The organism is Succinivibrio dextrinosolvens DSM 3072, from assembly GCF_900167015.1.
In the GTDB taxonomy this organism is placed as follows: Bacteria; Pseudomonadota; Gammaproteobacteria; order Enterobacterales; family Succinivibrionaceae; genus Succinivibrio; species Succinivibrio dextrinosolvens.
Genome location: NZ_FUXX01000009.1, coordinates 20,620 through 43,499 on the forward strand (window position 1 = coordinate 20,620; position 22,880 = coordinate 43,499).

Below are 22,880 nucleotides of genomic sequence, written 5' to 3' on the forward strand. Positions count from 1 at the left end.
CCAAATTTAGACTATGTGACGAAAGCTTTTTGCGTTTTTCATGATTGTGCTTCACATAGGTTAATAAAGAAGCAGTTCTGCTTTAATCTGAATAATAGTTTTTAGCCAGTCTTAATTAACTGGTTATTTAAATAAGAAAAATCAATATAAGTTTCAAAAAAAGGGTATAGGAGAATTTTATGTCAAAAGGGTTGCTGCTTGTAGGAGAGCCAATGGGCCTCCTGATTGCAAAGCAGGAAGGAGCTCTGGAAACTGTCAGAGATTATTCATTGGCAGTTGCAGGTGCAGAATTCAACGTTGCAACCGGAATTTCAAGACTTGGTCTCAAAGTTTCATATTTAACCAAGCTTGGAGATGATCCTTTTGGAAAACTGATTGAATCAACTTTAAGAGGAAATGGAATTGATTCTTCACTTGTAAGCTATTCATCAAAAGAGCGTACAGGTTTCATGCTAAAGGGAAAGGTTTCAAAAGGCGACCCTCAGATTTTCTATTTCCGATCTGGTTCAGCAGCATCAACTCTATCCGAGAGTGATGTTGAAAAGATTGATTTTACCAAATTCTCTCACATTCACCTTACAGGCATTGCACCAGCTCTTTCAGAGACAACCCTGAAGGCTGTGTACAAAATGATTGAGCTTGGACGTAAAGCAGGTCTTTATATTTCCTTTGATCCTAACCTGAGACCTCAGTTGTGGGCAAGCCGTGAACTGATGGTCAAGACCCTGAATGATCTGGCCTCAAAGGCCGATCTGGTAATGCCAGGTGACGGTGAGGGAGACATTTTATGCGGTTCATCTGAACCAGAAAAAATTGCAGCATTCTACCAGAAGCTTGGCGCAAAGAGCGTAATTGTAAAGTGTGGCCCTCAGGGTGCCTATTACGCAACTCCTGAAAAGACCGGTAAGGTTGCCGGCTTTATTATTGACAAGGTTGTAGATACCGTAGGTGCAGGAGATGGTTTTGCTGCCGGAGTTCTGTCTGGTCTTATGGAAGGAATTGATTTTGATAAGGCTGTTGAGCGCGGCTGTGCCATCGGTGCAATACAGTGTACTTTCACTGGCGACAATGAAGGTCTGCCAACACCTAAGCAGCTGCAGGATTTTATGTCATCTCACAAGCGCAGAGATTTTTAGGAGATAAAGATGAAATTTAAAGTTTTAAACGATATTGAATCAGTTGGCATTGTTCCTCTGGTTGTTCTTGAGGATGCCGGTAAGGCTGCTCCTCTGGCTCATGCTCTGTGTGACGGCGGAATTCCTATTGCAGAGGTTACCTTCCGTACCGAGGCTGCAGCCAAAGCAATTAAGATTATGGCTGAAGAGTGTCCTGACATGCTGGTAGGCTCAGGTACTGTTCACAATGTTGACCAGGCATGGGCAACCCTGGATAACGGCGGTAAGTTTGTAATTACCCCTGGCTTTAATCCAAAGGTTGTTGACTGGTGCCTAAAGCATAATCTTGCAATCTGCCCTGGTACAGTAACCCCATCAGATCTGGAGCAGGCATTAGACTTCGGTCTTGAGGTAGTCAAGTTCTTCCCTGCAGCCGCCTATGGCGGAACCAAGACCTTAAAGGCTCTTGCAGGTCCATATGCTTCAATCAAGTTTGTTCCTACAGGCGGAGTAAATCTAGACAATCTCTCAGAGTATCTGAGCCTCAAGAACGTCGCCGCAGTTGGAGGAAGCTTTGTACCAGACCCTAAGATGGTTAAGGCCGAGGATTATGAGGGTATCAGCTCTGCCTGCAGAGATATTCTCAAGAAAGTTAAGAATATCAGATCCTAAGATTTCCGGGAGCAGAATATATTTCGAATCCCTATTCAAGCAACTTTGTTTATTTATATTTAACTAAAAACTACCTAATCATAAGGAGATTACTATGAGTATTAAGAAAATTCTTGGAACCGCATTAGCTGTTGCTTCTATTTTAGGCTTTGCAGCTTCAGCTGAGGCAAAGACCACTGTTCGTATTTCTCACACTCAGATTGAGACTCACCCAGACCATATCGGTTTTGTTGCTTTCAAGAACTTTGTAGAGAGCAAGGCTGGTGACAAGTACGACGTTAGAATTTTCCCAAACAGTTCATTAGGTGCTAATGAGAAGGTTCTGGAGCTGGTTAAGATGAATTCTGTTCAGTTCCTGTCAGTATCAACAGCAAACATTGAATCATTCAACAAGAAGTATGCAGTATTCTCAGTTCCTTTCCTGTTTACCTCAGAATCAAACTTTGAAAAGTTTATTACTGATCCAGAAGTTCTTGCTGAGTTAGGCTCAGATGCTCAGAAGGATGGTTTCAGACCATTAGGTGCTTTTACTGCCGGCACTCGTAATTTCTACTCAAAGACACCAATCAACACAGTTGACGATCTGAAGGGCAAGAAGTTCCGTGTTCAGGCTGGTCCTACCAACGTTAAGATGATGGAAGCCTTCGGTGCAGCTGCAACCCCAATGAGCTTCGGTGAAGTTTATTCAGCTCTTCAGCAGGGTGTTATTGACGGTGCAGAGAACAATGAGTTAGCTCTTACCGATCAGAAGCACGGTGAGGTTTGCAAGTACTTCTCATATGATGGTCACCAGATGTGTCCTGATCTGATTGTTGCTTCAGAGAAGTTTCTTTCAAAGTTAAGCGACGAGGATCGTAAGTTATTTGAGGATGCAGCCAAGGAAGCTCAGAAGGCTGAGTTCGAGGCATGGCACAAGAGAATTGCTGAGGCTAAAGAGCAGGCTAAGAAGATGGGCGTAACCTTCATTGATGTTGATGCCAATGCATTCCGTGAGAAGGTTCTACCTTTACACCAGCAGCTTCTAAATGAAAACCCAGCTATGAAGGCTATGTACGATAAAGCTTCAGCCTTTGACGCATCAAACAATAAATAATTCATAAAACGGAGCGATAAATGCAAAGCCTAAGACAAATTCTGGACAAGGTACTGATTACCATATGTGTTGTTCTCTTCATTGAGATGACCATTGTAGGTACTTACCAGATTGTAACCCGTTACTTCTTTAATTCCCCAAGCACAATCTCTGAGGAAATAGTAACCTATAGCTTCACCTGGCTTTCAATCCTTGGTGCAGCTAGTGTCTTCGGCAAGAGAGGTCATCTTTGCATGACCTTCTTCTCTGCCAAATTTACAGGCAGAAAAAAGGCCTATCTGGACATTTTTTCTGAACTTTGTGTAATGCTTACCGCAGTTTCGCTTCTGATCTATGGTGGTTACATCATGTCTACTGAGAATTTCTCCCAGGAAACCGCTTCTCTGGGTATCAGTATGGGATTCATGTATGCAGTTCTCCCAATTTCGGGGGTAATTATCTGCCTGTATGGTCTCCTAAATCTATTAGACATATTCAAGGTTTTATCCTCTCCTGACGTTGACCGCTACGGTGTCAGTGCAGAGTCATAATTTCCTGATTCAACCACGATTCTTATAAACAGAGGGGAGATGCTCTCCCCTCATTTAAGGAAGACAGATATGACTGTTATTGTAAGTATTCTCCTGGCTGTTTGCCTCGTCGGTCTACTGATCCTGGGAACTCCAATCTGTATTGCAATTGCTATTTCGTCAGTTGTTGCAGGTGGTGTAGCTCTGGACTTTGACATGATGTTGCAGACAGGCGCACAGCGTACCTTCACCGGTATCTCTGTATTTACTCTGATTGCTATTCCATTCTTTATTCTGGCTGGCGATATCATGAATCAGGGCGGTATTGCTCTGCGTCTGATGAACTTTGCCCGTCTTCTGGTAGGCAGATTACCAGGCTGTTATGCTCATACCAATGCTATGGCTAACATGATGTTCGGTGCAATTTCCGGCTCTGGTGTTGCAGCCGCTTCTGCCATGGGTTCAATTGTTGGCCCTATTGCTGAGAAGGAAGGTTATGAGCGTGATTATATGGCAACCGTAAATATTGCCACAGCACCTACCGGACTTTTAATTCCACCAAGCAATGTTTTAATTACCTACGCACTGGTATCAGGCGGTACCTCTGTTGCAGCTTTATTTATCGCAGGTTATATCCCTGGTATTCTATGGGGCTTAGTCTGCATGGTTCTTGCTGGTTTCCTTGCTCACAGCAGAGGTTACAAGAAGGATTCCCAAAAGATCACTTTACCAATCGCAATGAAGATCACCTTTGATGCTCTTCCATCACTGTTACTGATTGTGCTTGTTATCGGCGGTATCGTAGCTGGTGCTTTCACTGCAACCGAAGGCGCTATTGTTGCAGTAGTTTATTCTCTGATTCTGTCTTTATGCTACCGTACCATCAATCTTAAGAAACTGCTTAAGATTTATGCAAATTCAGTACAGATGACAGGCATTATTATTCTTCTTATTGGCGTATCCTCAATCATGTCATGGGTAATTTCATTTGTTAATATCCCTGATGCTGTAGGTGAGCTTTTAAGAGGTGTTTCAGAAAGCAAGATTGTGATCATGCTGATCATCAATATTGTGCTGCTGTTTGTTGGTACCTTCCTGGATACCACTCCTGCAGTTCTGATCTTTACCCCAATCTTCCTGCCAATTGCACAGTCATGCGGTATTTCACCAGTTGAGTTCGGTATTATTATCACCTTCAACCTATGCATCGGTCTGATTACTCCACCTGTAGGTAATATTCTGTTCGTAGGTGTTAAGGTTGGAAAGACCACAATCGAGAAGGTAATTAAGCCTTTATTACCTTACTACGCTCTGATCTTCATGGTGTTAATGTTGATCACTTATCTGCCATTCCTATCCAGCTATCTTGCATACCTGGCAGGTTACCCAGAAGCTTTAGGTCCTGTTTCAAAAGACATGCTCGGATTGACGCCGTAACTTTCTGATTTTTCTTAAAAGTGATCCGCATTTAAATGCGGATCTTGACCCAGTTTAATTCATATTTAATTAGCGAGATTTAAAAATGAAAAAGTTTTTAGATAAGGATTTTATGCTTGAAAATGACACTGCCTGCAGACTTTATCATGAACATGCTGCAAAAATGCCTATCATTGATTATCACTGTCATATCAATCCACAGCAGATTGCTGAGAACTATAAGTTCAGAAATATTACCGATGCATGGCTGTCAGGAGACCACTACAAATGGCGTGTGATGAGATCAAATGGTTATCCTGAGAGTCAGATTACCGGTTCAGAGAGCTCAGATTATGAGAAGTTTGAGGCTTTTGCAAAATCTCTGCCTTTAGCTTTTGCAAATCCTATGTACCACTGGACTCATTTAGAGCTTCAGAGATATTTTGATATTTCTACTCCACTTAATGAACGTTCATGCAAGGAAATCTGGGAGAAGTGTAACGAGAAGCTGGCTTCTGACAATTTCAGAGTTCGTGACATTATCCGTAAGTCAAATGTTAAGTTAATCTGTACCACCGATGATCCTGGTGATTCTCTTGAGTGGCACAAGAAAATAGCCGCTGACAGTTCAGCTCCTTGCAAGGTTCTACCTGCATGGCGTCCTGATAAGGCAATGAAGATTGAAAAGCCTGAGTTTGCTTCATATGTAGAACATATTTCAAAGCTCACAGGCAAGAAGATTGATTCCTGCAAGGCATTCTTTGAAGCTATCGATGAAAGAATGAAGTTCTTCAACGATATGGGCTGTCGTGCTGCTGACCACGGTATTGATTACGCATACTGCAAAGTTGTATCTGACAGTGAACTTGAAAGAATCTATGAAAAAGGTTTGGCTAATGAAACCTTAACTTCAGAGGAGATCGAAGCCTACAAGTCAATGATTCTTCTTCATCTGGCTGAAGGCTACACAAAGTATGGATGGGTAATGCAGATTCACTATGGCGCAATCCGTGATCCAAACAGCAAGATGTTCAAACTTCTAGGTTCAGATACTGGCTTTGACTATATGGGCAACCGTCCATGTGCCGAGGCAATCGGTATTTTAATGAATGAGCTTACCAAGAGAAATGCTCTTCCAAAGACTATCTGGTATTCACTGAATCCAGCTGATAACGGTCCTATTGCTACTGCAATCGGTGCCTTCCAGGGCCCAGAGGCTAAGGGTAAGATTCAGCAGGGTGCAGCATGGTGGTTCAATGATTCATACCAGGGAATGGTTGATCAGATGACTTCCTTTGCAAATCTGTCTGTATTCGGTAACTTCCTTGGTATGCTGACCGATTCACGTTCATTCCTTTCATACACCAGACATGAGTACTTCCGCCGCATTATGTGTAACTTTATCGGTACTTATGTTGAGAAGGGCATGTATCCAGAGGATATGACTTTCCTAGGTCAGATGGTTGAGGATATTTCCTTTAACAACACCAACCGTTATTTCGGTTTTAACGTCTGATTCTAAATCAGATACATAATAGGCCATTCCCCCTTGAACAGGGAGGAATGGTAATAGAACAGCATTAGAGAATAGTTATTTGGAGTCTGTCAGTTATGATGCATATGTCTTTTCGCTGGTATGGTCCAGAGCAGGATCCTATTACTTTAGATAAGATCCGTCAGATTGGTGGTATGGAAGGTGTTATCACCGCACTTCATGAAATTCCTGCAGGTGAGGTTTGGCCTGAGGAAAAGGTTTTAGAGCGTAAACATTTTGTAGAGAAGGCAGGCTTAAAGCTTATGGGCATTGAGAGTATCAATGTTCATGAGGATATTAAATATGGAGCTAACACCCGTGACAAATATATTGAAAACTATATCAAATCACTTGAGGCTGTTGGTAAATGCGGTATACATCTTGTTTGTTATAACTTTATGCCTGTTTTTGACTGGACTAGAACTGATCTGGCTCAGCCTCTGGAAGATGGTTCAACAGCTCTGGGTTATAACGGTAAAATCTGTGAAGGATTAAGCGCCGAAGAGATGTTTGATTACATCATCAAGAATTCAAACGGCTTTGAAATGCCTGGTTGGGAGCTTAACCGTAGAAGCGAAATTACTGCTGAAATCAAGAAATTCGCAGGAATGACCGCAGATGATCTGCGTGCAAACTTTAAGTATTTCTTAGATGCCATTATGCCAACCTGCGAGAAATACAATATCAAGATGGGTGTTCATCCAGATGATCCTGCATATGATTTATTCGGTCTTCCTCGTATCTGCAAGTGCGAAGAGGATCTGGTAAAGATTGCAAGAATGAACAGCTCACCTTATAACGGCTTTACCCTATGTACCGGTTCTTTAGGAAGCAATCCTGCCAATGATATTCCTAAGATTATCCGCAACAAGGAAATCAGCTCCAGAATTCATTTTGCTCATGTACGTAATGTAAAACACACCGGTGATCATCAGTTCCATGAGAGTTCTCATGTTTCACGTGAGGGTTCACTGGATATGTATGAGATTATGAAGGCTCTGGTTGAAGTTGGATTCAACGGTGTTGTCCGTCCTGATCACGGTCGTGAGATCTGGGGAGAGAAAGCCCGTCCTGGATACGGTCTATATGACAGAGCTTTAGGTGCAACCTATCTGCAGGGACTGGAAGAGGCAATCCGTAAGGATAAGGGAATGAATTACCCTGACAACATCTATTCAACAGAACAGTCTTTAATCTGGTAATAACAAAGTCTTTCACTGCTGCCCTGAACAACAGGGCAGTGATATAACGAATAAGGATTACGCTTTAATATGAAAGTTACTGAAAAAGGAATTGAGCTGGACAAGAGTGCATTTGAGAAAGCTTCGATTGCTCTTCCTATGTATTCTGTTTCAGAAGTTCGCCGCAGAACCTGTGAGCATCCTGTATGGGTGCATATGGGGGCAGGAAATATTTACCATGCATTTATCGCTTCTGTTCAGCAGGAGCTTCTGAACAGAAAATTGTCTGACAGAGGCATTGTAACTTTATCTACAAGAAGCGGCGAGACCAGAGAAAAAATCGAAAAGCCTCATGATAATCTGGTACTCGGAGTAACTCTTCTTCCAGATTCTTCAACAAAGATGCAGATCATCGGAGCAACAGTCTGCGATCTTCTTTTAAATGGTGAGGATAAGGCGGATGAATCCCGTGCAGTTGAGATGTTTAAAGATAAGTCTCTGCAGCTTATGTCATTTACCATTACAGAAAAAGGTTATTCTCTTAAGGGTATTGACGGCTCTTTTACTCCAGTAGTCCTTGAAGATTTTAAAAACGGTCCAAAGAGAGCAAAACATGGTATGTCCATAACCTGTGCTCTTTTATATGAGCGTTATCTTGCAGGAAAGTATCCTATCTCTCTGGTTTCAATGGATAACTGCTCCAACAATGGAACTATTCTGCAGCGTTCCGTAGTAACCGTTGCTGAGAAATGGGTTGAGAACGGATTCTGTGAGAAAGGATTTTTAGATTATCTCAAGGATGAAAACATTGTAGCATTCCCTTGTTCAATGATTGATAAGATTACTCCAAGACCAGATCCTGATATCGAAAAAATGTTAAAGGATTTGGGGGTTGAGGATATGGAGAGCATTAAAACCACCAAGGGTACCTATATTGCTCCATTTGTAAATGCAGAAAAGCCTCAGTATCTGGTAATAGAGGACCGTTTCCCAAATGGCAGACCTCCTTTGGAGAAGGCCGGTGTCCTGTTTACAACCAAAAAAGGAGTTGAACTGTGTGAACGCATGAAGGTTACAACCTGTCTGAACCCTCTGCATACTGCACTGGCTGTATATGGCTGTGTACTTGGCTATAAAAAGATTGCAGATGAAATGGATGACCGAGAGCTGGTTTCACTAGTTAAGAAGCTTGGCTATGATGAGGGGCTTAAGGTTGTAGAAGATCCAAAGATTCTAAATCCAGAATCTTTCCTCTCAGAGGTAATTGAACAGCGTCTTGTAAACAGAGCTCTTCCTGATACTCCACAGCGTATTGCAACAGATACCTCACAGAAGGTTCCTGTTCGTTTTGGTGAGACTTTAAAGAGTTACAGACGTCTCGGCCTTGATACCTCAAAGATGATTGCACTTCCTTTAGCAATAGCAGGATGGCTGCGTTATCTTCTGGGGGTTGATGATAACGGTAAAGAGTTTGTGTTATCTGATGATCCACAGCTTGAGACACTCAGGAAATATCTTGAAGGTATAACCCTGGGTTCTGACACTGACATCAGCTCAAAAGTGCATCCAATTCTTTCTAATAAGGTTATTTTCGGAGTTGATCTGTATGAGGCTGGAGTAGGGCTGAAGATAGAGAATCTCTTCCGTGAAGAAATTGCCTCTGTTGGAGCAGTTCGTAATACTTTAAAGAAATACCTTGGCTAATAAATTTTCATAAAACTCCTTATGTTTGTTATCCTAACATGGTTACTCTCTCTTCCTTTAATATAAGGGGAAGAGAGTTTTTTTTTGTTCGCGAGGTCTTTCTTTTACTTTCCTGTCTGTTCTAGCCTGCCATCAAAATTCTTCTAAAATTCTGGAGTAGCTACCATCTATTTCTATTAAAGTTAAATCTGGTTTAATTCAGAGAATGAAAGTCACAGTTTTGTAAGCGTTTTCTTTACGATTTTTTTGGGGGGAAGCTTTTTCCTCGATTATGCTTTGCACTTTTTTGAACTTATTCAAAAAACGAGCTTTTTTATCAGTTTTTTTTTATGTTTTTTGAGAAAACACAGGGTATTTATTAGAAAAAAATAGGATCATAATCAAAAAAAAAGGACATCAGAAAAATAACAACTGTCCATATAAAAACAAAACAAGGAGTGAGTAATGCCAGCCTCAGAAAAGAATAGAGCCAGTGAAACTGCAGGCAATGTTTCAGTAACCAGAAAGATCCCATTACGTATTATGTGGCTTCTTGAGCTGGCTTTTTTAATTGTCCTATGGAAATTTGCCGCAGATAAAGGTTATTTCCTGCCTATATTTATTGTTACTGTTCTTGGAATATTTCTGTATCAGTACAACAGAATTAAGTAGTATTAGACCATCTAACTGCATGTTAAAATTAAGTCATGCAGTACTCGAATATATATAAAGCCACTTTTCTAGAACGTCCAAACCGTTTTATTGCCAGGGTATTTGCTGGCGATAAAGTTGAAACAGTTCATGTCAAAAATACCGGCAGATGCAGAGAGCTTCTGCTGCCGGATTCTCAGGTAATTCTTTCTAAATCAGACAGTAAAGAGAGAAAAACTCAGTATGATCTGATTGCCGTATATAAGAAAGGGCTTGGCCTTGTAAATATAGACAGTCAGGCTCCTAATACTGTTATGAAGGAGTGGCTCACTAAGTATTTTGACTTTGTTCGTCCTGAATACAGGTATGGAAAATCAAGAATAGATTTCTACCTTGAAAAGGGGAATAAAAGGTATCTTGTGGAAGTTAAAGGCTGTACTCTTGAAAAAGAGGGGATAGGCTATTTCCCTGATGCTCCGACTGAGCGCGGAGTTAGACATATATATGAGCTTATAGACGCTAGAGAGAAAGGGGATGAGTGCGCTCTGGCCTTTGTTATTCAGATGCCGCAGGTAAACGAGGTAAGACCAAACATTCAGATTCAGCCTGAATTCGGGACTGCCTGGAATGATGCCTTAAAAGCCGGTGTCAGAATCTGGTTTCTAGGCTGCGATGTTACAGAAGAAAAACTGTCTATCAACAACAGTCGTGTCATAGTTGAACTATGAAATAACCTGCTGAAAATACAGAAGTTTCTATATCACGATTTTTATGGCTAAAAAATAAATAAAAATAAGAAAAACAAGACAAAAATTTATTTGATCATTATCTGTTTTTGGTTTAAAATATGCCATTGCCCCTCTAACCGAGGAACCGGTTTCCCACCCGTGTTACTTGGTGCAGACTAAGAAATTAGCCTGTTTGGAAAGAGAGCAGATAAGTATTTATCTGTAAGGTTTTATAAGGAAATATTCCTTAAAAAAAAGGGTTTTTTAATGAAAACTTTCGTTGCAACACCATCAACTATTAAGCGTGATTGGTTAGTTATTGATGCTGAGGGTCAGACTTTAGGTCGCCTAGCTTCTGAGATTGCTACTCGCCTACGCGGTAAGCACAAGCCAGAGTACACTCCATTCTTAGATACTGGTGATTACGTTATCGTAATCAACGCTTCTAAGGTTAAGGTTACCGGCAACAAGGCTACTGACAAGATGTACTATCACCACACTGGTTTCCCAGGTGGAATCAAGTCAGAGTCTTTCGAGAAGCTTTTAGCACGTAAGCCAGAAGATGTTATCGAGAATGCTGTTCGCGGTATGCTTCCAAAGGGACCATTAGGTCGTGCTATGTTCCGTAAGCTAAAGGTATATGCTGGTGAGTCACATAATCATGCTGCTCAACAGCCTCAGGTTATCAAGTTATAGGAGCACTAGCAAATGGCAGCAAATCAGTATTATGGTACCGGTCGTCGTAAGGACTCAACTGCACGTGTATTCTTAACTCAGGGTACAGGTAAATTAGAGATCAACGGCAAGACTTTAGAGCAGTACTTCGGTCGTCCAACTTCTCGTATGGTTGTTTCACAGCCTCTAGAGCTATTAGAGTTAACTGACAAGGTTGATTTATACATCACTGTTTCAGGTGGTGGTATCACTGGTCAGGCTGGTGCAATCCGTCACGGTATTACTCGTGCTTTAATTCAGTACGACGAGTCATTCCGCCCTGCATTACGTAAGGCTGGTTTCGTAACTCGTGATGCACGTTCTGTAGAGCGTAAGAAGGTTGGTCTTCACAAGGCTCGTAAACGTCCACAGTACTCAAAGCGTTAATACGTTTCGAATTTCAAAACCTCTGCTTCGTCAGAGGTTTTTTGATCCTACCTGATTTCAATTTCTCCTAATCTCTTTCTTCTTTTCTATCCGTATCATCCTTATATATTCTGAGTAAAACACTATTCTGTTAAGCTGAGCTCGTCAATGCAGATTGGGCCTAATTACTTTTTCTTCGAACATAAAAAAAGGCTCACTTCGTAGAAATGAGCCTTTTGGAGAAGAGAACTCTGTTTATACTTTCAGATCACGAACCTGAGTTACCAGGTTATGCAGTTCAGAAACAGACTTGGTAACGTTATCTCTTGCTTCCTGAACCTTGGCTGCCAGACTCTGAGCTGAAGCTGTAATATCCTGCATATTGGTGGAGATTTCAGCTGTAGCCGTTGTCTGCTGTTCTGCAGCGGTTGCAATCTGGGTAATCTGACTGTTAACGTCTGATACCTGAGCGGATACATTGTTAAGCAGATCTGATACCGCACCAGTTCTTGTTGCCAATGTATTCATGTTTTCCAATGATGCAATCATTGATTCATTTGCGGTATTAGCGTCATTCTGAATCTGACCGACCATCTTAATAATTTCCTGAGTAGAACTTCCGGTACGTGAAGCCAGAGAACGAACTTCATCAGCTACCACTGCGAATCCCTTACCAGCTTCACCTGCACGTGCAGCCTCAATAGCTGCATTAAGAGCCAGCAGATTGGTCTGTGAGGCGATGTCCTCAATAGTCTGAACGATGGTTCCAATCTTCTGTGACTGATCTACCAGAGCCTTAATGTGTTCAGCATCAGTACGGCTTCTTTCTACCTGATCATGAATTGCTTGGATTGTTGATTCAACTTCAGATACACCCTGAGTTGTGGTCTGATTAGAAGTATTTGCGGAAGCTGCAGCGCTTTCACAGTTCTTTGCAATATCACCTGTGGTTGATACCATCTCATCTGATGCTGCTGCCACTGTTAATGCTCTGTTCTGTGTACTTTGAGCGCTGTCGTTGATATCTGCGGTAATGGTGTTGATTACATTCATGTTGTTCTCAACATCTTCAGCAGCCTGCTTGATGGTACCAACAAGACCCTGCCACTTTGAACGCATTGATTCAAGTCTGCGTAGCAGTACACCGAATTCATCTGAAGTGGTAGGTCTGAATTCATGTGTCAAGTCTCCAGATGCCATTACATCCGCACCTTCCATTGCAACCTTAAGTGCTTTTGTAATCGAGCCTGATAGAGTTAGGGCAATAATAATTGCAATACCGATGGCAACGCAGGCGGTAACCAGAATGATAATAATAGGAGTTGTACTTGCAATGGATTCGACAGCATTCTTTGCAAGTTCAATCTGTTTTGTTGAAATCTTATCGGCATTCTGAGTTACTTTATCAAAGTTAGGGGCCAGATATTGGTCATAAATGTCTCTAGCTTTTTCTGCGTCTTTCGCCTTTAATGCAGCTAAAAAATCTCCGGTTGAGTGCTCAATATACACTTTTGAGCCTTCCTTCATATTAGCAGAAGCTTGAGGGTCACTCTGGCCCTTCAGTACAGAGGTAACCTCTACCAGCCTTTGTGCTGCAGCCTTAATCTGTTCATCATGAACTGCCGGATCATAGGATTCTACATTCTTCTGTAGAGCAAAGCTGATTGCATCTGCTGCGATCATGGCTTTAGACACGTTATGTGTTCTGGCATGGCGGGTGCCCAGAATATTATCAACATCAACGATGACATCGTTGGTTGCAAACAACTGCCTTAGTGAAATTACAGAAATTAAGATTGTAAATACAATGATTATTGCAAAAGCCAGTAATAACTTTGCTTTTACACTTAATTTACTCAGCATACTCATAATGATTATCCTAATGTTGTTATTTTCTTATGGCAATAAAAATCCCATAAGATTCGATACCACTTCATAGATAATTATGTGTGATAATCTGAATAATGCCTTAAATTTCATGTTATTTTTTGTGTTTTGTTACAAAAGTCATATAAAAAATGAGATTTAATACATGGTTTAGGTTTGTAATATGTATCTAAAAACTTTGTTTGTGACCTATTCTTAAGTTTCTTTGAGTTGTTCAAAAAATTTCTGTACTAAAATTATCTTAGACGCTGTTTATTTGCAAAAGGTAATTTCGATGAGACTCTTCAGATTTTTAAGATATCTGTTTATTGCTTCACTTCTATGCTGTTTTTCTGTAAATGCATCTGATTCTCTCAGAAAATTAAAGGTCTCTTTGCTACTTGAGCATGAAGCATTTCTGGTCTGGTATGGAATTGAGCAGGGATGGGACAAGGAATTTGGTCTTGAAATTGACTTGAGTGTTAAGGATGTCGCCGGAATTGATCTCATGAATGACTTGAAGGTTAACTCTGGCGCCTGGGATGTGGCTGGTGTGGGCTGTGTACCTGCAGTAATCGGCAGTAAAGATATTGATATTACCTATATTGGTGTAGGTAACAATGAGGCAACCTCTACCGAGATAATGGTAAGACCTGATAGTGATATTCTTAAGGTTAAAGGGGCAAATCCTGATTATCCTGAGGTTTATGGTTCAAAGGAAACAATTCATAATAAGACCTTCTTCATTCGTAAGCTGACATCAGCATCTTATATTCTGTCGAATTATCTTGAGATTTTTGACTTAACATATAACGATGTAAAGGTTGTAGATGGTAAGCTTTCTGACTTTGTCAAATATATGAATGATGGTAACGGTGATGCCATGATTCTATGGTCTCCATCAACCTATGAAGCCCAGAAAGATGGTTATAAATCAGTAGCTACAGCAGCTCAGGTTGATGCTATTGTTCCTGTGTTATTTATTGCAAGTGGAGAGTTTGCTAAAAATAATCATCAGACTCTGGCAAGATTCCTCGCAATGTATGACAAGGCTGTTAAGATCCAGAAAAATGATCCAAAATCACTTGTAGAGCCATACAAGAATTTCTTAAAGATTTACTCTGGTAAGGATTTCTCTGATGATTTCTGTCTGTACGATCTGAAGGCTCATCCTGTTTATACTATTGATGAACAGCTAAAGCTTTTTGACAGCGAAAGTAATATGAGTGCAATTGAAAAGCTGGAGAGACATCTTATCAGCAGAATAGCGATGATTTCGATGCAGCCTGATGCAGAATATGATCCAAAGGAATATAAACACGATCCTTCAGATCTGTTCCTTAAAATTGCTAAGGGTATAGTTGATAGCAAGAAATAATTCCTAGAGCAGATTGTCAGGCCTTGTGACCTCCAATCTGCCTGTTTCTTTCAATGGCGGTCGCCGATTTCTCAAAGTTGTTTCCTTTAAGGATGGCATTCTTGCCGTATTTTTCCTTAATCTTAATCATGGCTTTCTGAGCCTTGATTTCTTTTTCTTCCTTTTTCTTGTCGATTTTAGGCTCTTCAATCTGTGGTCTTGGATCGATCATGGCAAAAAGATCTGTCTGATAAGGTTCAGGAGTCTTATTTCTGAGCCCTTCAAGCTGGTCCCTGTCTAAAAGTTCGATTGCACATACTCTGAGTCTTCTGACGTTGTAGTAGGGAACAGTAATCTTTGAGTAAAGTTCCAGAACAGCATGATTAACCACAGAAAAGGTAACTGTGGGGAAGGGAAGAGATACCGTACCATGAGCTGGCTTTGGGATAATTCGTCCGTACTGATCTGTATAGAAGTTGTTATTAAGCTGTGAGTTTGACTTGTTTGGATGGTTGTTCTTATCGTAACCGATATCAAGAACAATCTTTGAGCAGACCAGTCCTTCCTTCATAAGATCAAGACACAGCTGTTCTGCCATTTCCTGAATAACAATCTTACCTTCAGCATTTGTATATGAACGAGGCAGTACCTGACCCTGACTCATGCTTTTTCTTCTGCGAACGATCTTTTTGATATCGGATATTTTCGCTGTCTCAAATCCCCAGGCATGGTCAATAAGAAATTCTGCTCTTACACCGAAAACTCTATACAGCAGATCCTCATTTTCAAGTGAGCATCTGGCAAGATCACCCATGGTATCGATTCCTATACTCTTAAGTCTTTTCTCAATTCCAGGACCGATACTCCAGAAATCAGATAGTGGCTGATGATTCCACATGGTGTATCTGTAGCTTTCTTCGGTCAGAGAAGCCATGCGTACACCAAATTCATTTGGAGTTGCCTTTTTTGCCACAACATCCATGGCAATCTTGGCAAGAAACATATTTGTTCCGATTCCTGCTGTAGCGGTAAGACCGGTCTGATTGTATACCTCTCTTAGAATCCTGATGCAAAGCTCTTCAGGAGAACACTGGTAAGCATGAAGGTAGGTTGAAACCTCCATGAATACTTCATCGATTGAATATACATCTATGTCATCTGGAGCTATAAAACTGCAGTAGATATCATAGATTTTTGTAGAGTAATCCATATATCGCTGCATTCTTGGTGGAGCGATTATATAGTCGACAGCAAGTGAAGGATTGTCTTCAAGCTCTTTCTGGTAATATGATTTTCCTTCAAATCTTTTTAGGTTATTTTCATTCAGTCTTTTACGGTTTATCTCATCAACCTTCTGAATAACCTCAAACAGACGAGGTCTGCCAGGAACTCCTAATGCTTTAAGAGAAGGGGATACAGCAAGACAGATGGTATTCTGCGATCTTGCCGCATCTGCAACAACCAGGTTGACTGCTATAGGATCAAGTCCCTTATCAACGCATTCAACAGATGCATAGAAGGACTTAAGATCTATAGCTATATATATAGGAGTGTCAGGTGTGTTCTTTTCCATATAAAGTCAGTCATCCTATGGTTATCTTGACTACAGACTCGAAGCTTATATCTTTAGCGTCAGTAAAGCTGAAAATACGATTAGTCTCATCAATGCGTCGCAGGTGTCCTGTTATGTTCTGGTAGATTCCTCCTTCTTTATTAAGGTCTGGTACAAAGACTCTGAAAGTAACCTTTGGCTTTGTATCTATTATTGTTTTAAGTTTTGCAATTTTTTCATTTATTTCCTGGTACTGAAGTGAATTCTCATCAAAATCAGGGGCATCATCTGTAACTCTGTCTACCTCGTCAATAGCATCAGAGTATCCTGTCAGCGCATCAAAGGGCATAAACTGACTGGCTCTCTGTTCTGCCGTAGCCTTAACGTACTTTGAAGGAGGTCTTTTAAGTTTGATGATGTCTCCATACTTTAATAGAGTCTGTTCGATATCAAAACCATTCATTGCAAAATCACGAACTAAAAAAATATCTGAAATAAATAACACTAATAATAATTATACATAAAATCTAAAAAATTTATATACAGTTTTTCAAATTAATAATAATAATTTGAGCACTAATAACTATATAGATATAATGGAAATGAATAGACATCAGAGGAGAGATTCATTATGCAGAGATTATCCAGCTTAAAACCATTTTTATTTAATGCTTATTACAGTTGGCTTCTTGATAATGACATTACTCCACATCTGCTTATTGATGCAACTATTCCTAAGGTTAAGGTGCCAATGGATTACGTAAAGAACGGAAACATTATCCTTTCCTTATCTCCTACCGCTATCGGTGATTTTCAGACTCTTCCTCGTGGTATTTCCTTTAAAGCAAGATTTAAGGGCGTTGCTGAAGATATCTTTGTTCCATACATTGCAATGGAACAGCTGATTGCTCTTGAGACAGGATCCGCTCTTCCAATTGGAAAAGCTTTAGAGCAGCTGGATCTTTCACCAGAACCTGAAGATGGCGATATCTATCCTGATGAGGGTATTGATTCAGAAGGTCCTGATTTTGAGCTTGATGAAGGTGAAGATTCAACTGAGTCAAAGGATGATTCATCTGAAGAACAGAATTCTGAAAAAACTGAGACAAAGAGTAATTCTGATCCATCAAAAGAACCAGGCTTCAGCTTTGTTGACGAATAGACAGTACAATAAGATACGGTTCGTGGTGAACCGTATGTTTCTCTTATTTTTTTCAAAATCCATTCTTCTCTAATTAAAGTTTTTTTGAGAAACAGATCCTCAAATAAGAATAAAAGAATTAGTCTTGTTCACAACTTAATTTACACTTAACAATAGTCAGAAAATCGATTTTTATGGAGCTACATTATATATAATGTAGTGGAAAAATACTATAAAAATGTGATGGTTATTCCAAATTTTAACAAAAACAGGCTATTTATAAAAGTAGATGCATTTTTTAAGAATTTTTGTATTATACTTAAGTCAAAGGTTAAAGATTGGAATCTGAATTTGATTTAAATCAGCTTCCGTTAAAGAATTTCTTCGAGAGGATACGATTATGTCAGTAGGTGCAATTTCAACTTCAAATGTAAATGCAATCAAGGGTACTGAGTTCGAGGGCATGTCAATCCAGATGATGGCTGCTATGGTTATGATTGAGGTTGGCGCAACCAAGAAGAAGGAAGCTGAAAACAAGATTGCCGAGATGAAGGGCCAGAACGACAGAGCAAAGGCTTTAAACAGTTTTCTGGACAAATTGAATGGTGAGCTTGGTAAGTATACAAAGGATGAGGATAAGGATAAGGCTGGAAGATTAGCTGTTCTGACAACACATATGCAGGAAGCTAAAAATTTAGGAATTGATGTTAGCAATTGGACAAGTTCGAAATCATCTGACCAGGTTCGCGCCATTTCATCAACTATTCAGCACATGGCTGAGAACTGCAACTCTGACAACCAGACTCAGATGGTTAAACTGCAGGACTTCATGGGACAGTACAACAGCTTTGTAAGCGGTGCAAGTGATCAGATCAAGAATGCAAATCAGATCCTGCAGGGCCTTGCAAAGAACTAATAAATACAAATCTCCAAAATACAAGAAGGGATGCCATCTGGCATCCCTTCGCGTTAGAGGAAACTTAAAAAAAGTTTCCTCATATCCCTTATTTGCTTATCTTACTGAACCCAGCTCAACCCACATTGGAGTTGACTCAATCAGACCGTCGCGACCAAGAGAAATATCTCCTGACAGACCGTGTAGAACGTCATTCTGATTTGAGGCCAGCTGCTTGATGTTGAATGCAAAGTTAACAGCATCATAAGATGCAGCAAAGATTCTCTGAACCTGAGAATTTGCCTTTGGCATTGACTTCATGAAGCTTTCCTTTAATGAGCTGTCAGTTAGAACCCATGGCATATCACCTAAGATTGCTCCCTTTAGAGCCAGCTCCTGAGATGAGTTGTTTACACCCATGTAGCTCTTGTCAGTCAGGTAAACTGCTATATTTGATGGAATAGCAGCCTTGATCTGAACTGCATCAATAACAGATGCGCTTACGTATGCAGAATCAGCTGAACCGAATGGGCACTTGGCAATCTCAGAACCTACATTTGCTGGATTGCTGTAGTTACATACAACAGCATTGTTGTTAACCTTGCCGAAGGTATTCATAAAGCTGTTAACTGAACGCTGTGAAGCCTTGTCTGAGCTTAGACCGATTACAACTGGACTCTTGTAGCCATCAGCGTAAATCTTTGATGCTGCAATTGCGCCTTCATAGTTAGGACCTAAATCAAAGTACCACTGATTTACAGGACGGTTGCCCTCAGGTGAGTTCAGGGTAATTGATGGGATCTTGATACCAGCAGCATTCATTGCATTAACTTCTGGCTTCAGAATTGGTCCGATTACAAGCTTGGTTCCGTTTGCAGATACGGTGGCAACAATCTGAGAGATATTGGTCTTGTTGGTATCGTAGAAGGTAACCTTAGCCTTTGAACCTCTATCCTTCAGTGCGGTAAGAATACCAAGTTTTGCTGGCTCACCAACTGCTGAGGCGAATCTTCCTGAAAGAGGAAGTAAAACCGCAATCTGGTCGCCATCCTGAATACTGAATAGTGCCTGAGAATCTACAGCAACAGCTTTGCCTCCCTTAGGAGTAACATCGCTAACCTCTTGCTGTGCAACAGGCTCTGCCTTTTCTGGAGCAGATAACAGCATTAGAGGATGATTTGGATACTTTTTAGCAAAAGTTTCCATCATCTGATCTTTTAGCTGAGTATTTGATGACTTATCAATGATTGCATACTCATAGAATCCTTTGTCAGTATCGTTCTTAACATTGGTGTATGCGGCTGATAGAGTCTGATCGTCAAGCTGTTTTAGTAAATCAACAGACTTTAATAAAACCTTTCTCTTATCAGAATCACGGGTTACGTATCTTTCTAAAGCAGATTCGCTCTTGAATGCTGTGATCTGATACTTTGGATCATGAGTCTTGTTGTAAAGATTTGAATTTACATTTGAATTTAAAACTAGGAAATATGAAATATCCTGCTTAGGTAAAGCCTTGTAGTTGATTGCAGAAAGTTTCTGCTGAGCCTCGTCAAACTGATTCTTCTTTGACAGCAGCATTGCATCAACCATGGCTGCTTCATCTTTCTGGACTGGAGTTGCTGCGCTTGCATATAACTGGCTTATGCTTGCGGATGCCTGATCAAGCTTGTTTTCAACAATCTGTGATCTTGTATATAGGATAAGCGCCTTGAAGCTTTCATCTGAAGATGCATCTTCAAATGCCTGTCTGTATTCCTGAGCGGTTAAATTTAGTGGACCAAATGCATTTACTGATTCGATTTTTTTTACAGAAGAACTTGTACATGCGCTTAAAGTTAAAGTTGCTGCTGTAAGTAAAGTGCATAAATATACATTTAAAGCTGATCTTTTAGCTTTCACGATGACTTCCTACTTTATATATAAATTCATGGTCAGAAAGGGATAACGCTTAGTCTCAAGGAAAAACGCAACCTGTGACCTGTAGAGTCTGAAACGCAGACTCGGTTTTGTAAGCCTTGCACTGGCCTCAATGTCTTATATTTTATCATACAGAACCTTACACAGACTTAGAATTTGATATTGATTTTGTTTTTAATGGCGATTTTGAGGTTTTTCTGTATATATTTTGTATTTCGAACTATGCTTGTTCTGAGGTGTTTCACCATAAAGGTTAGATTCAGTTGCAAAAAGAAGGTTGAGATTATGATTAAGCAAAGAAGGTTAACCAGTCTTTTACTCTGTGTTCTTTTTTCCTGCTGTTTTGTTCTTGGCTGTACTACAGCTCCTGCACTACAGCAGAAAACTATGACAGATCAGGGAATGCTGTTTTCTGATGATTCTTCTGATTTTGTTCTCCTGGCTGAAGCTGTTCCTGATGCAATTCTGGAAATCAGATATTATTCAACCTACAACTTTGTTGGCGACAGAATCAAAGGCTATGAACAGCCCGTTGCAATCCTTACCAAAGAGGCAGCTGCCGCTTTGAAAAATGTAAGTGATGAGCTTAAGACAAAAGGCTATCGCCTAAAGATTTTTGATGCCTACCGTCCTCAGATGGCTGTATCTCACTTTATGTCCTGGGCGCTTGATCCTAATGATGTCCTCATGAAGAAGTATTTCTATCCAAAGCTTGAGAAGAATACTCTTTTCCCTTTAGGCTACATAGCCGAGCATTCAGGTCACAGTCGCGGAAGTACAGTTGATCTGACTCTGTTTGATATGAATCTTGAAAAGAAAGTGGATATGGGCGGAACCTTTGATTATTTTGGAGAGCTCAGTCATCCTGACTATACAAAGATCACCAAACAGCAGTTTAATAACCGCATGATTCTAAGAGATGCCATGTTAAAGCATGGGTTCAAGCCTCTTGTTGAAGAGTGGTGGCACTTTACTCTGAAGGATGAGCCTTATCCAAATACATATTTCACTTTCCCTGTAAGTTCTGACTCAATCAAGGTAAAATAGTCACAAGATTGGAAAGAATAAATTCGTAAAAAGCTCTGATCTAAAGTCCGGAGCTTTTTTATTTTGGATATAAAAGATGGAAAGTGCTTTATATATTGTTCCTACTCCTATAGGAAATCTTGATGATATTACTCTAAGAGCAATTGAGGTTTTAAAGAATGCTACCCTGATTGCAGCTGAGGATACCAGACACTCAAAAATTCTTTTAGACAAGCTTGGTATCAGTGGAAAAAAGATGATCAGCTGTCACGATCATAATGAAGGAGAGAGAGCTGAACTTATTATTTCAGAGGTAAGAGCTGGTGGCGTAGTTGCTTTAATCTCTGATGCAGGATCTCCTCTGATCAATGATCCTGGTTACAGAGTAGTTACCATCTGTGCAGAGCAGGGGGTAAAGGTTGTTCCTCTGCCTGGACCTTGTGCTCTTATTACTGCTTTAGAGGCATCAGCACTTCCTACTGACAAGTTCATGTTCTGTGGTTTCTTCCCTGTAAAGGAGAAGGAGCTGACAGGTGTTTTAGAGTCCTTAAAAAGCGCTGACTATACAGCGGTTTTCTATGAGGCTCCAAGACGTATTGTTGATACCATGGAGCTGATGGCAAAAATCCTGCCCGAGCACGATGTAACTCTGTGCCGTGAGATGACCAAGACCTTTGAGTCTTTCTACAGACTAAAGGCTAAGGATGCTCCAGAGTTTTTAAAGGCTGATCCCGACAGAACCAAGGGCGAATTTGTTGTTGCCATCGGTGCAGTAAAACAGGAATCATCTGAGGTTGATCCTAAGATTGTATCTGCTATTGAAGAGCTTATTAAAACCTCTCCGGTAAAAACCGTAGCCAATGTTTTAGCTTCAATAACAGGTATTAAAAAGAACGACTTGTACAATCTGGCTCTAGAACTTAAAGACAAGTCGAACTAAAAGATATATAATATATATTGAGTCGACCAGACAATCGCTGCCACGCACGCGTGTTTAAGATCTTTATTCATACGGTCGTGGGGGAGGAAAGTCCGAGCTCCGAAGGACGAAGTGCCAGGTAACGCCTGGAGGGCGTGAGCCCATGACTAGTGCAACAGAGAACAGACCGCCATTTTTAATGGTAAGGGTGAAACGGCGAGGTAAGAGCTCACCGCTTTCATAGTAATATGAAAGGCACGGTAAACTCCACTTGGAGCAAGATCAAATAGGCTCTCTATAATCTGGTCCGGATTGAGAGCGGGTTGATTGCTTGAGCTAGAGAGCGATTTCTAGCCTAGAGGAATGATTGTCGCTGCTATGCAGAACAGAACTCGGCTTACAGGTCGACTCACTCATCTTTATCCTGTAATCCTGTTTTCTAACATCCATCCTGTATTCTTTCTGTATCTATCGCTTTTTTCTCTCTTTTTCCTATGTCTTTTGTGGATTATTGCGATTCTGTGATCTATTTAAAATAAATC

At 40.6% G+C, this 22,880-nt stretch carries 21 protein-coding genes and 1 other RNA gene; 18 read left to right on the forward strand and 4 right to left on the reverse strand.

Annotation, left to right across the window (positions count from 1 at the left end; translation table 11 throughout):
* The first annotated feature begins 179 nt into the window (after positions 1-179).
* The 12 genes from B5D46_RS03885 (at position 180) to rpsI (ending at position 11,683) form a co-directional block, all read left to right on the forward strand.
* Positions 180-1,136, forward strand: coding sequence for a sugar kinase (locus tag B5D46_RS03885; protein WP_078928322.1), 957 nt, complete (start codon positions 180-182; stop codon positions 1,134-1,136).
* Positions 1,137-1,145: 9 nt separating this feature from the next.
* Positions 1,146-1,787, forward strand: a complete 642-nt coding sequence (locus tag B5D46_RS03890) for a bifunctional 4-hydroxy-2-oxoglutarate aldolase/2-dehydro-3-deoxy-phosphogluconate aldolase (RefSeq protein ID WP_078928323.1) — start codon at positions 1,146-1,148, stop codon at positions 1,785-1,787.
* 94 nt (positions 1,788-1,881) lie between these two features.
* Positions 1,882-2,880 (forward strand): TRAP transporter substrate-binding protein, encoded by a 999-nt coding sequence (locus B5D46_RS03895; RefSeq protein ID WP_078928324.1) that lies wholly within the window; start codon positions 1,882-1,884, stop codon positions 2,878-2,880.
* A gap of 20 nt (positions 2,881-2,900) precedes the next feature.
* Positions 2,901-3,410, forward strand: a complete 510-nt coding sequence (locus B5D46_RS03900) for a TRAP transporter small permease (protein WP_074841469.1) — start codon at positions 2,901-2,903, stop codon at positions 3,408-3,410.
* Between the two features lie 69 nt (positions 3,411-3,479).
* Positions 3,480-4,826: a TRAP transporter large permease gene (locus tag B5D46_RS03905; RefSeq protein WP_078928325.1), complete on the forward strand. Its 1,347-nt coding sequence runs from the start codon at positions 3,480-3,482 to the stop codon at positions 4,824-4,826.
* Positions 4,827-4,911: 85 nt separating this feature from the next.
* Entirely contained in the window at positions 4,912-6,321 is a 1,410-nt protein-coding gene (gene uxaC / locus B5D46_RS03910; RefSeq protein WP_078928326.1) for a glucuronate isomerase, read from the forward strand.
* Positions 6,322-6,425: 104 nt separating this feature from the next.
* On the forward strand, positions 6,426-7,541 hold the full coding sequence (locus tag B5D46_RS03915; RefSeq protein WP_234973818.1) for a mannonate dehydratase: 1,116 nt from the start codon (positions 6,426-6,428) through the stop codon (positions 7,539-7,541).
* A 69-nt stretch (positions 7,542-7,610) separates the two neighbouring features.
* Positions 7,611-9,224, forward strand: a complete 1,614-nt coding sequence (locus B5D46_RS03920) for a mannitol dehydrogenase family protein (RefSeq protein ID WP_078928327.1) — start codon at positions 7,611-7,613, stop codon at positions 9,222-9,224.
* 444 nt (positions 9,225-9,668) lie between these two features.
* Positions 9,669-9,875 (forward strand): hypothetical protein, encoded by a 207-nt coding sequence (locus B5D46_RS03925; RefSeq protein WP_078928328.1) that lies wholly within the window; start codon positions 9,669-9,671, stop codon positions 9,873-9,875.
* 35 nt (positions 9,876-9,910) lie between these two features.
* On the forward strand, positions 9,911-10,582 hold the full coding sequence (sfsA, locus tag B5D46_RS03930; RefSeq protein ID WP_078928329.1) for a DNA/RNA nuclease SfsA: 672 nt from the start codon (positions 9,911-9,913) through the stop codon (positions 10,580-10,582).
* A 267-nt stretch (positions 10,583-10,849) separates the two neighbouring features.
* Positions 10,850-11,278 (forward strand): 50S ribosomal protein L13, encoded by a 429-nt coding sequence (gene rplM, locus B5D46_RS03935; protein ID WP_031491311.1) that lies wholly within the window; start codon positions 10,850-10,852, stop codon positions 11,276-11,278.
* A 12-nt stretch (positions 11,279-11,290) separates the two neighbouring features.
* A complete protein-coding gene (rpsI, locus tag B5D46_RS03940) occupies positions 11,291-11,683 on the forward strand; it encodes a 30S ribosomal protein S9 (protein ID WP_031491310.1) in 393 nt (130 codons plus the stop codon).
* A 234-nt stretch (positions 11,684-11,917) separates the two neighbouring features.
* Here rpsI and B5D46_RS03945 read toward each other — a convergent pair whose 3' ends face one another.
* On the reverse strand, positions 11,918-13,531 hold the full coding sequence (locus B5D46_RS03945; RefSeq protein ID WP_078928330.1) for a methyl-accepting chemotaxis protein: 1,614 nt from the start codon (positions 13,529-13,531) through the stop codon (positions 11,918-11,920).
* Between the two features lie 292 nt (positions 13,532-13,823).
* Here B5D46_RS03945 and B5D46_RS03950 point away from each other — a divergent pair, with 292 nt between their 5' ends.
* Positions 13,824-14,906: an ABC transporter substrate-binding protein gene (locus B5D46_RS03950; protein ID WP_078928331.1), complete on the forward strand. Its 1,083-nt coding sequence runs from the start codon at positions 13,824-13,826 to the stop codon at positions 14,904-14,906.
* A gap of 16 nt (positions 14,907-14,922) precedes the next feature.
* On the opposite strand, the gene B5D46_RS03955 is transcribed toward B5D46_RS03950, so the two are convergent.
* Positions 14,923-16,458: a Y-family DNA polymerase gene (locus tag B5D46_RS03955; RefSeq protein ID WP_078928332.1), complete on the reverse strand. Its 1,536-nt coding sequence runs from the start codon at positions 16,456-16,458 to the stop codon at positions 14,923-14,925.
* 10 nt (positions 16,459-16,468) lie between these two features.
* Complete coding sequence (locus B5D46_RS03960; protein WP_143675599.1) at positions 16,469-16,900, reverse strand: YolD-like family protein; 432 nt, start codon at positions 16,898-16,900, stop codon at positions 16,469-16,471.
* Between the two features lie 168 nt (positions 16,901-17,068).
* Here B5D46_RS03960 and B5D46_RS03965 point away from each other — a divergent pair, with 168 nt between their 5' ends.
* Positions 17,069-17,599 (forward strand): stringent starvation protein B, encoded by a 531-nt coding sequence (locus tag B5D46_RS03965; RefSeq protein WP_078928334.1) that lies wholly within the window; start codon positions 17,069-17,071, stop codon positions 17,597-17,599.
* 379 nt (positions 17,600-17,978) lie between these two features.
* Positions 17,979-18,494 (forward strand): hypothetical protein, encoded by a 516-nt coding sequence (locus B5D46_RS03970; RefSeq protein WP_078928335.1) that lies wholly within the window; start codon positions 17,979-17,981, stop codon positions 18,492-18,494.
* A 96-nt stretch (positions 18,495-18,590) separates the two neighbouring features.
* Here the strand turns inward: B5D46_RS03970 and B5D46_RS03975 are convergent, their stop codons facing one another.
* The gene (locus tag B5D46_RS03975; RefSeq protein ID WP_159443015.1) at positions 18,591-20,375 is read right to left on the reverse strand and encodes a penicillin-binding protein activator; all 1,785 of its coding nucleotides are present in this window, start codon (positions 20,373-20,375) and stop codon (positions 18,591-18,593) included.
* Positions 20,376-20,678: 303 nt separating this feature from the next.
* On the opposite strand from B5D46_RS03975, the gene B5D46_RS03980 reads away from it, so the two are divergent.
* The 3 genes from B5D46_RS03980 to rnpB all read left to right on the forward strand — a co-directional run bounded on the left by B5D46_RS03980 (position 20,679) and on the right by rnpB (position 22,754).
* Entirely contained in the window at positions 20,679-21,440 is a 762-nt protein-coding gene (locus B5D46_RS03980; RefSeq protein WP_200805012.1) for a M15 family metallopeptidase, read from the forward strand.
* Between the two features lie 76 nt (positions 21,441-21,516).
* Positions 21,517-22,359, forward strand: a complete 843-nt coding sequence (gene rsmI / locus B5D46_RS03985) for a 16S rRNA (cytidine(1402)-2'-O)-methyltransferase (RefSeq protein WP_078928337.1) — start codon at positions 21,517-21,519, stop codon at positions 22,357-22,359.
* An 18-nt stretch (positions 22,360-22,377) separates the two neighbouring features.
* Positions 22,378-22,754: RNase P RNA component class A (gene rnpB / locus B5D46_RS03990), an RNA gene on the forward strand.
* Positions 22,755-22,880: the final 126 nt, after the last annotated feature.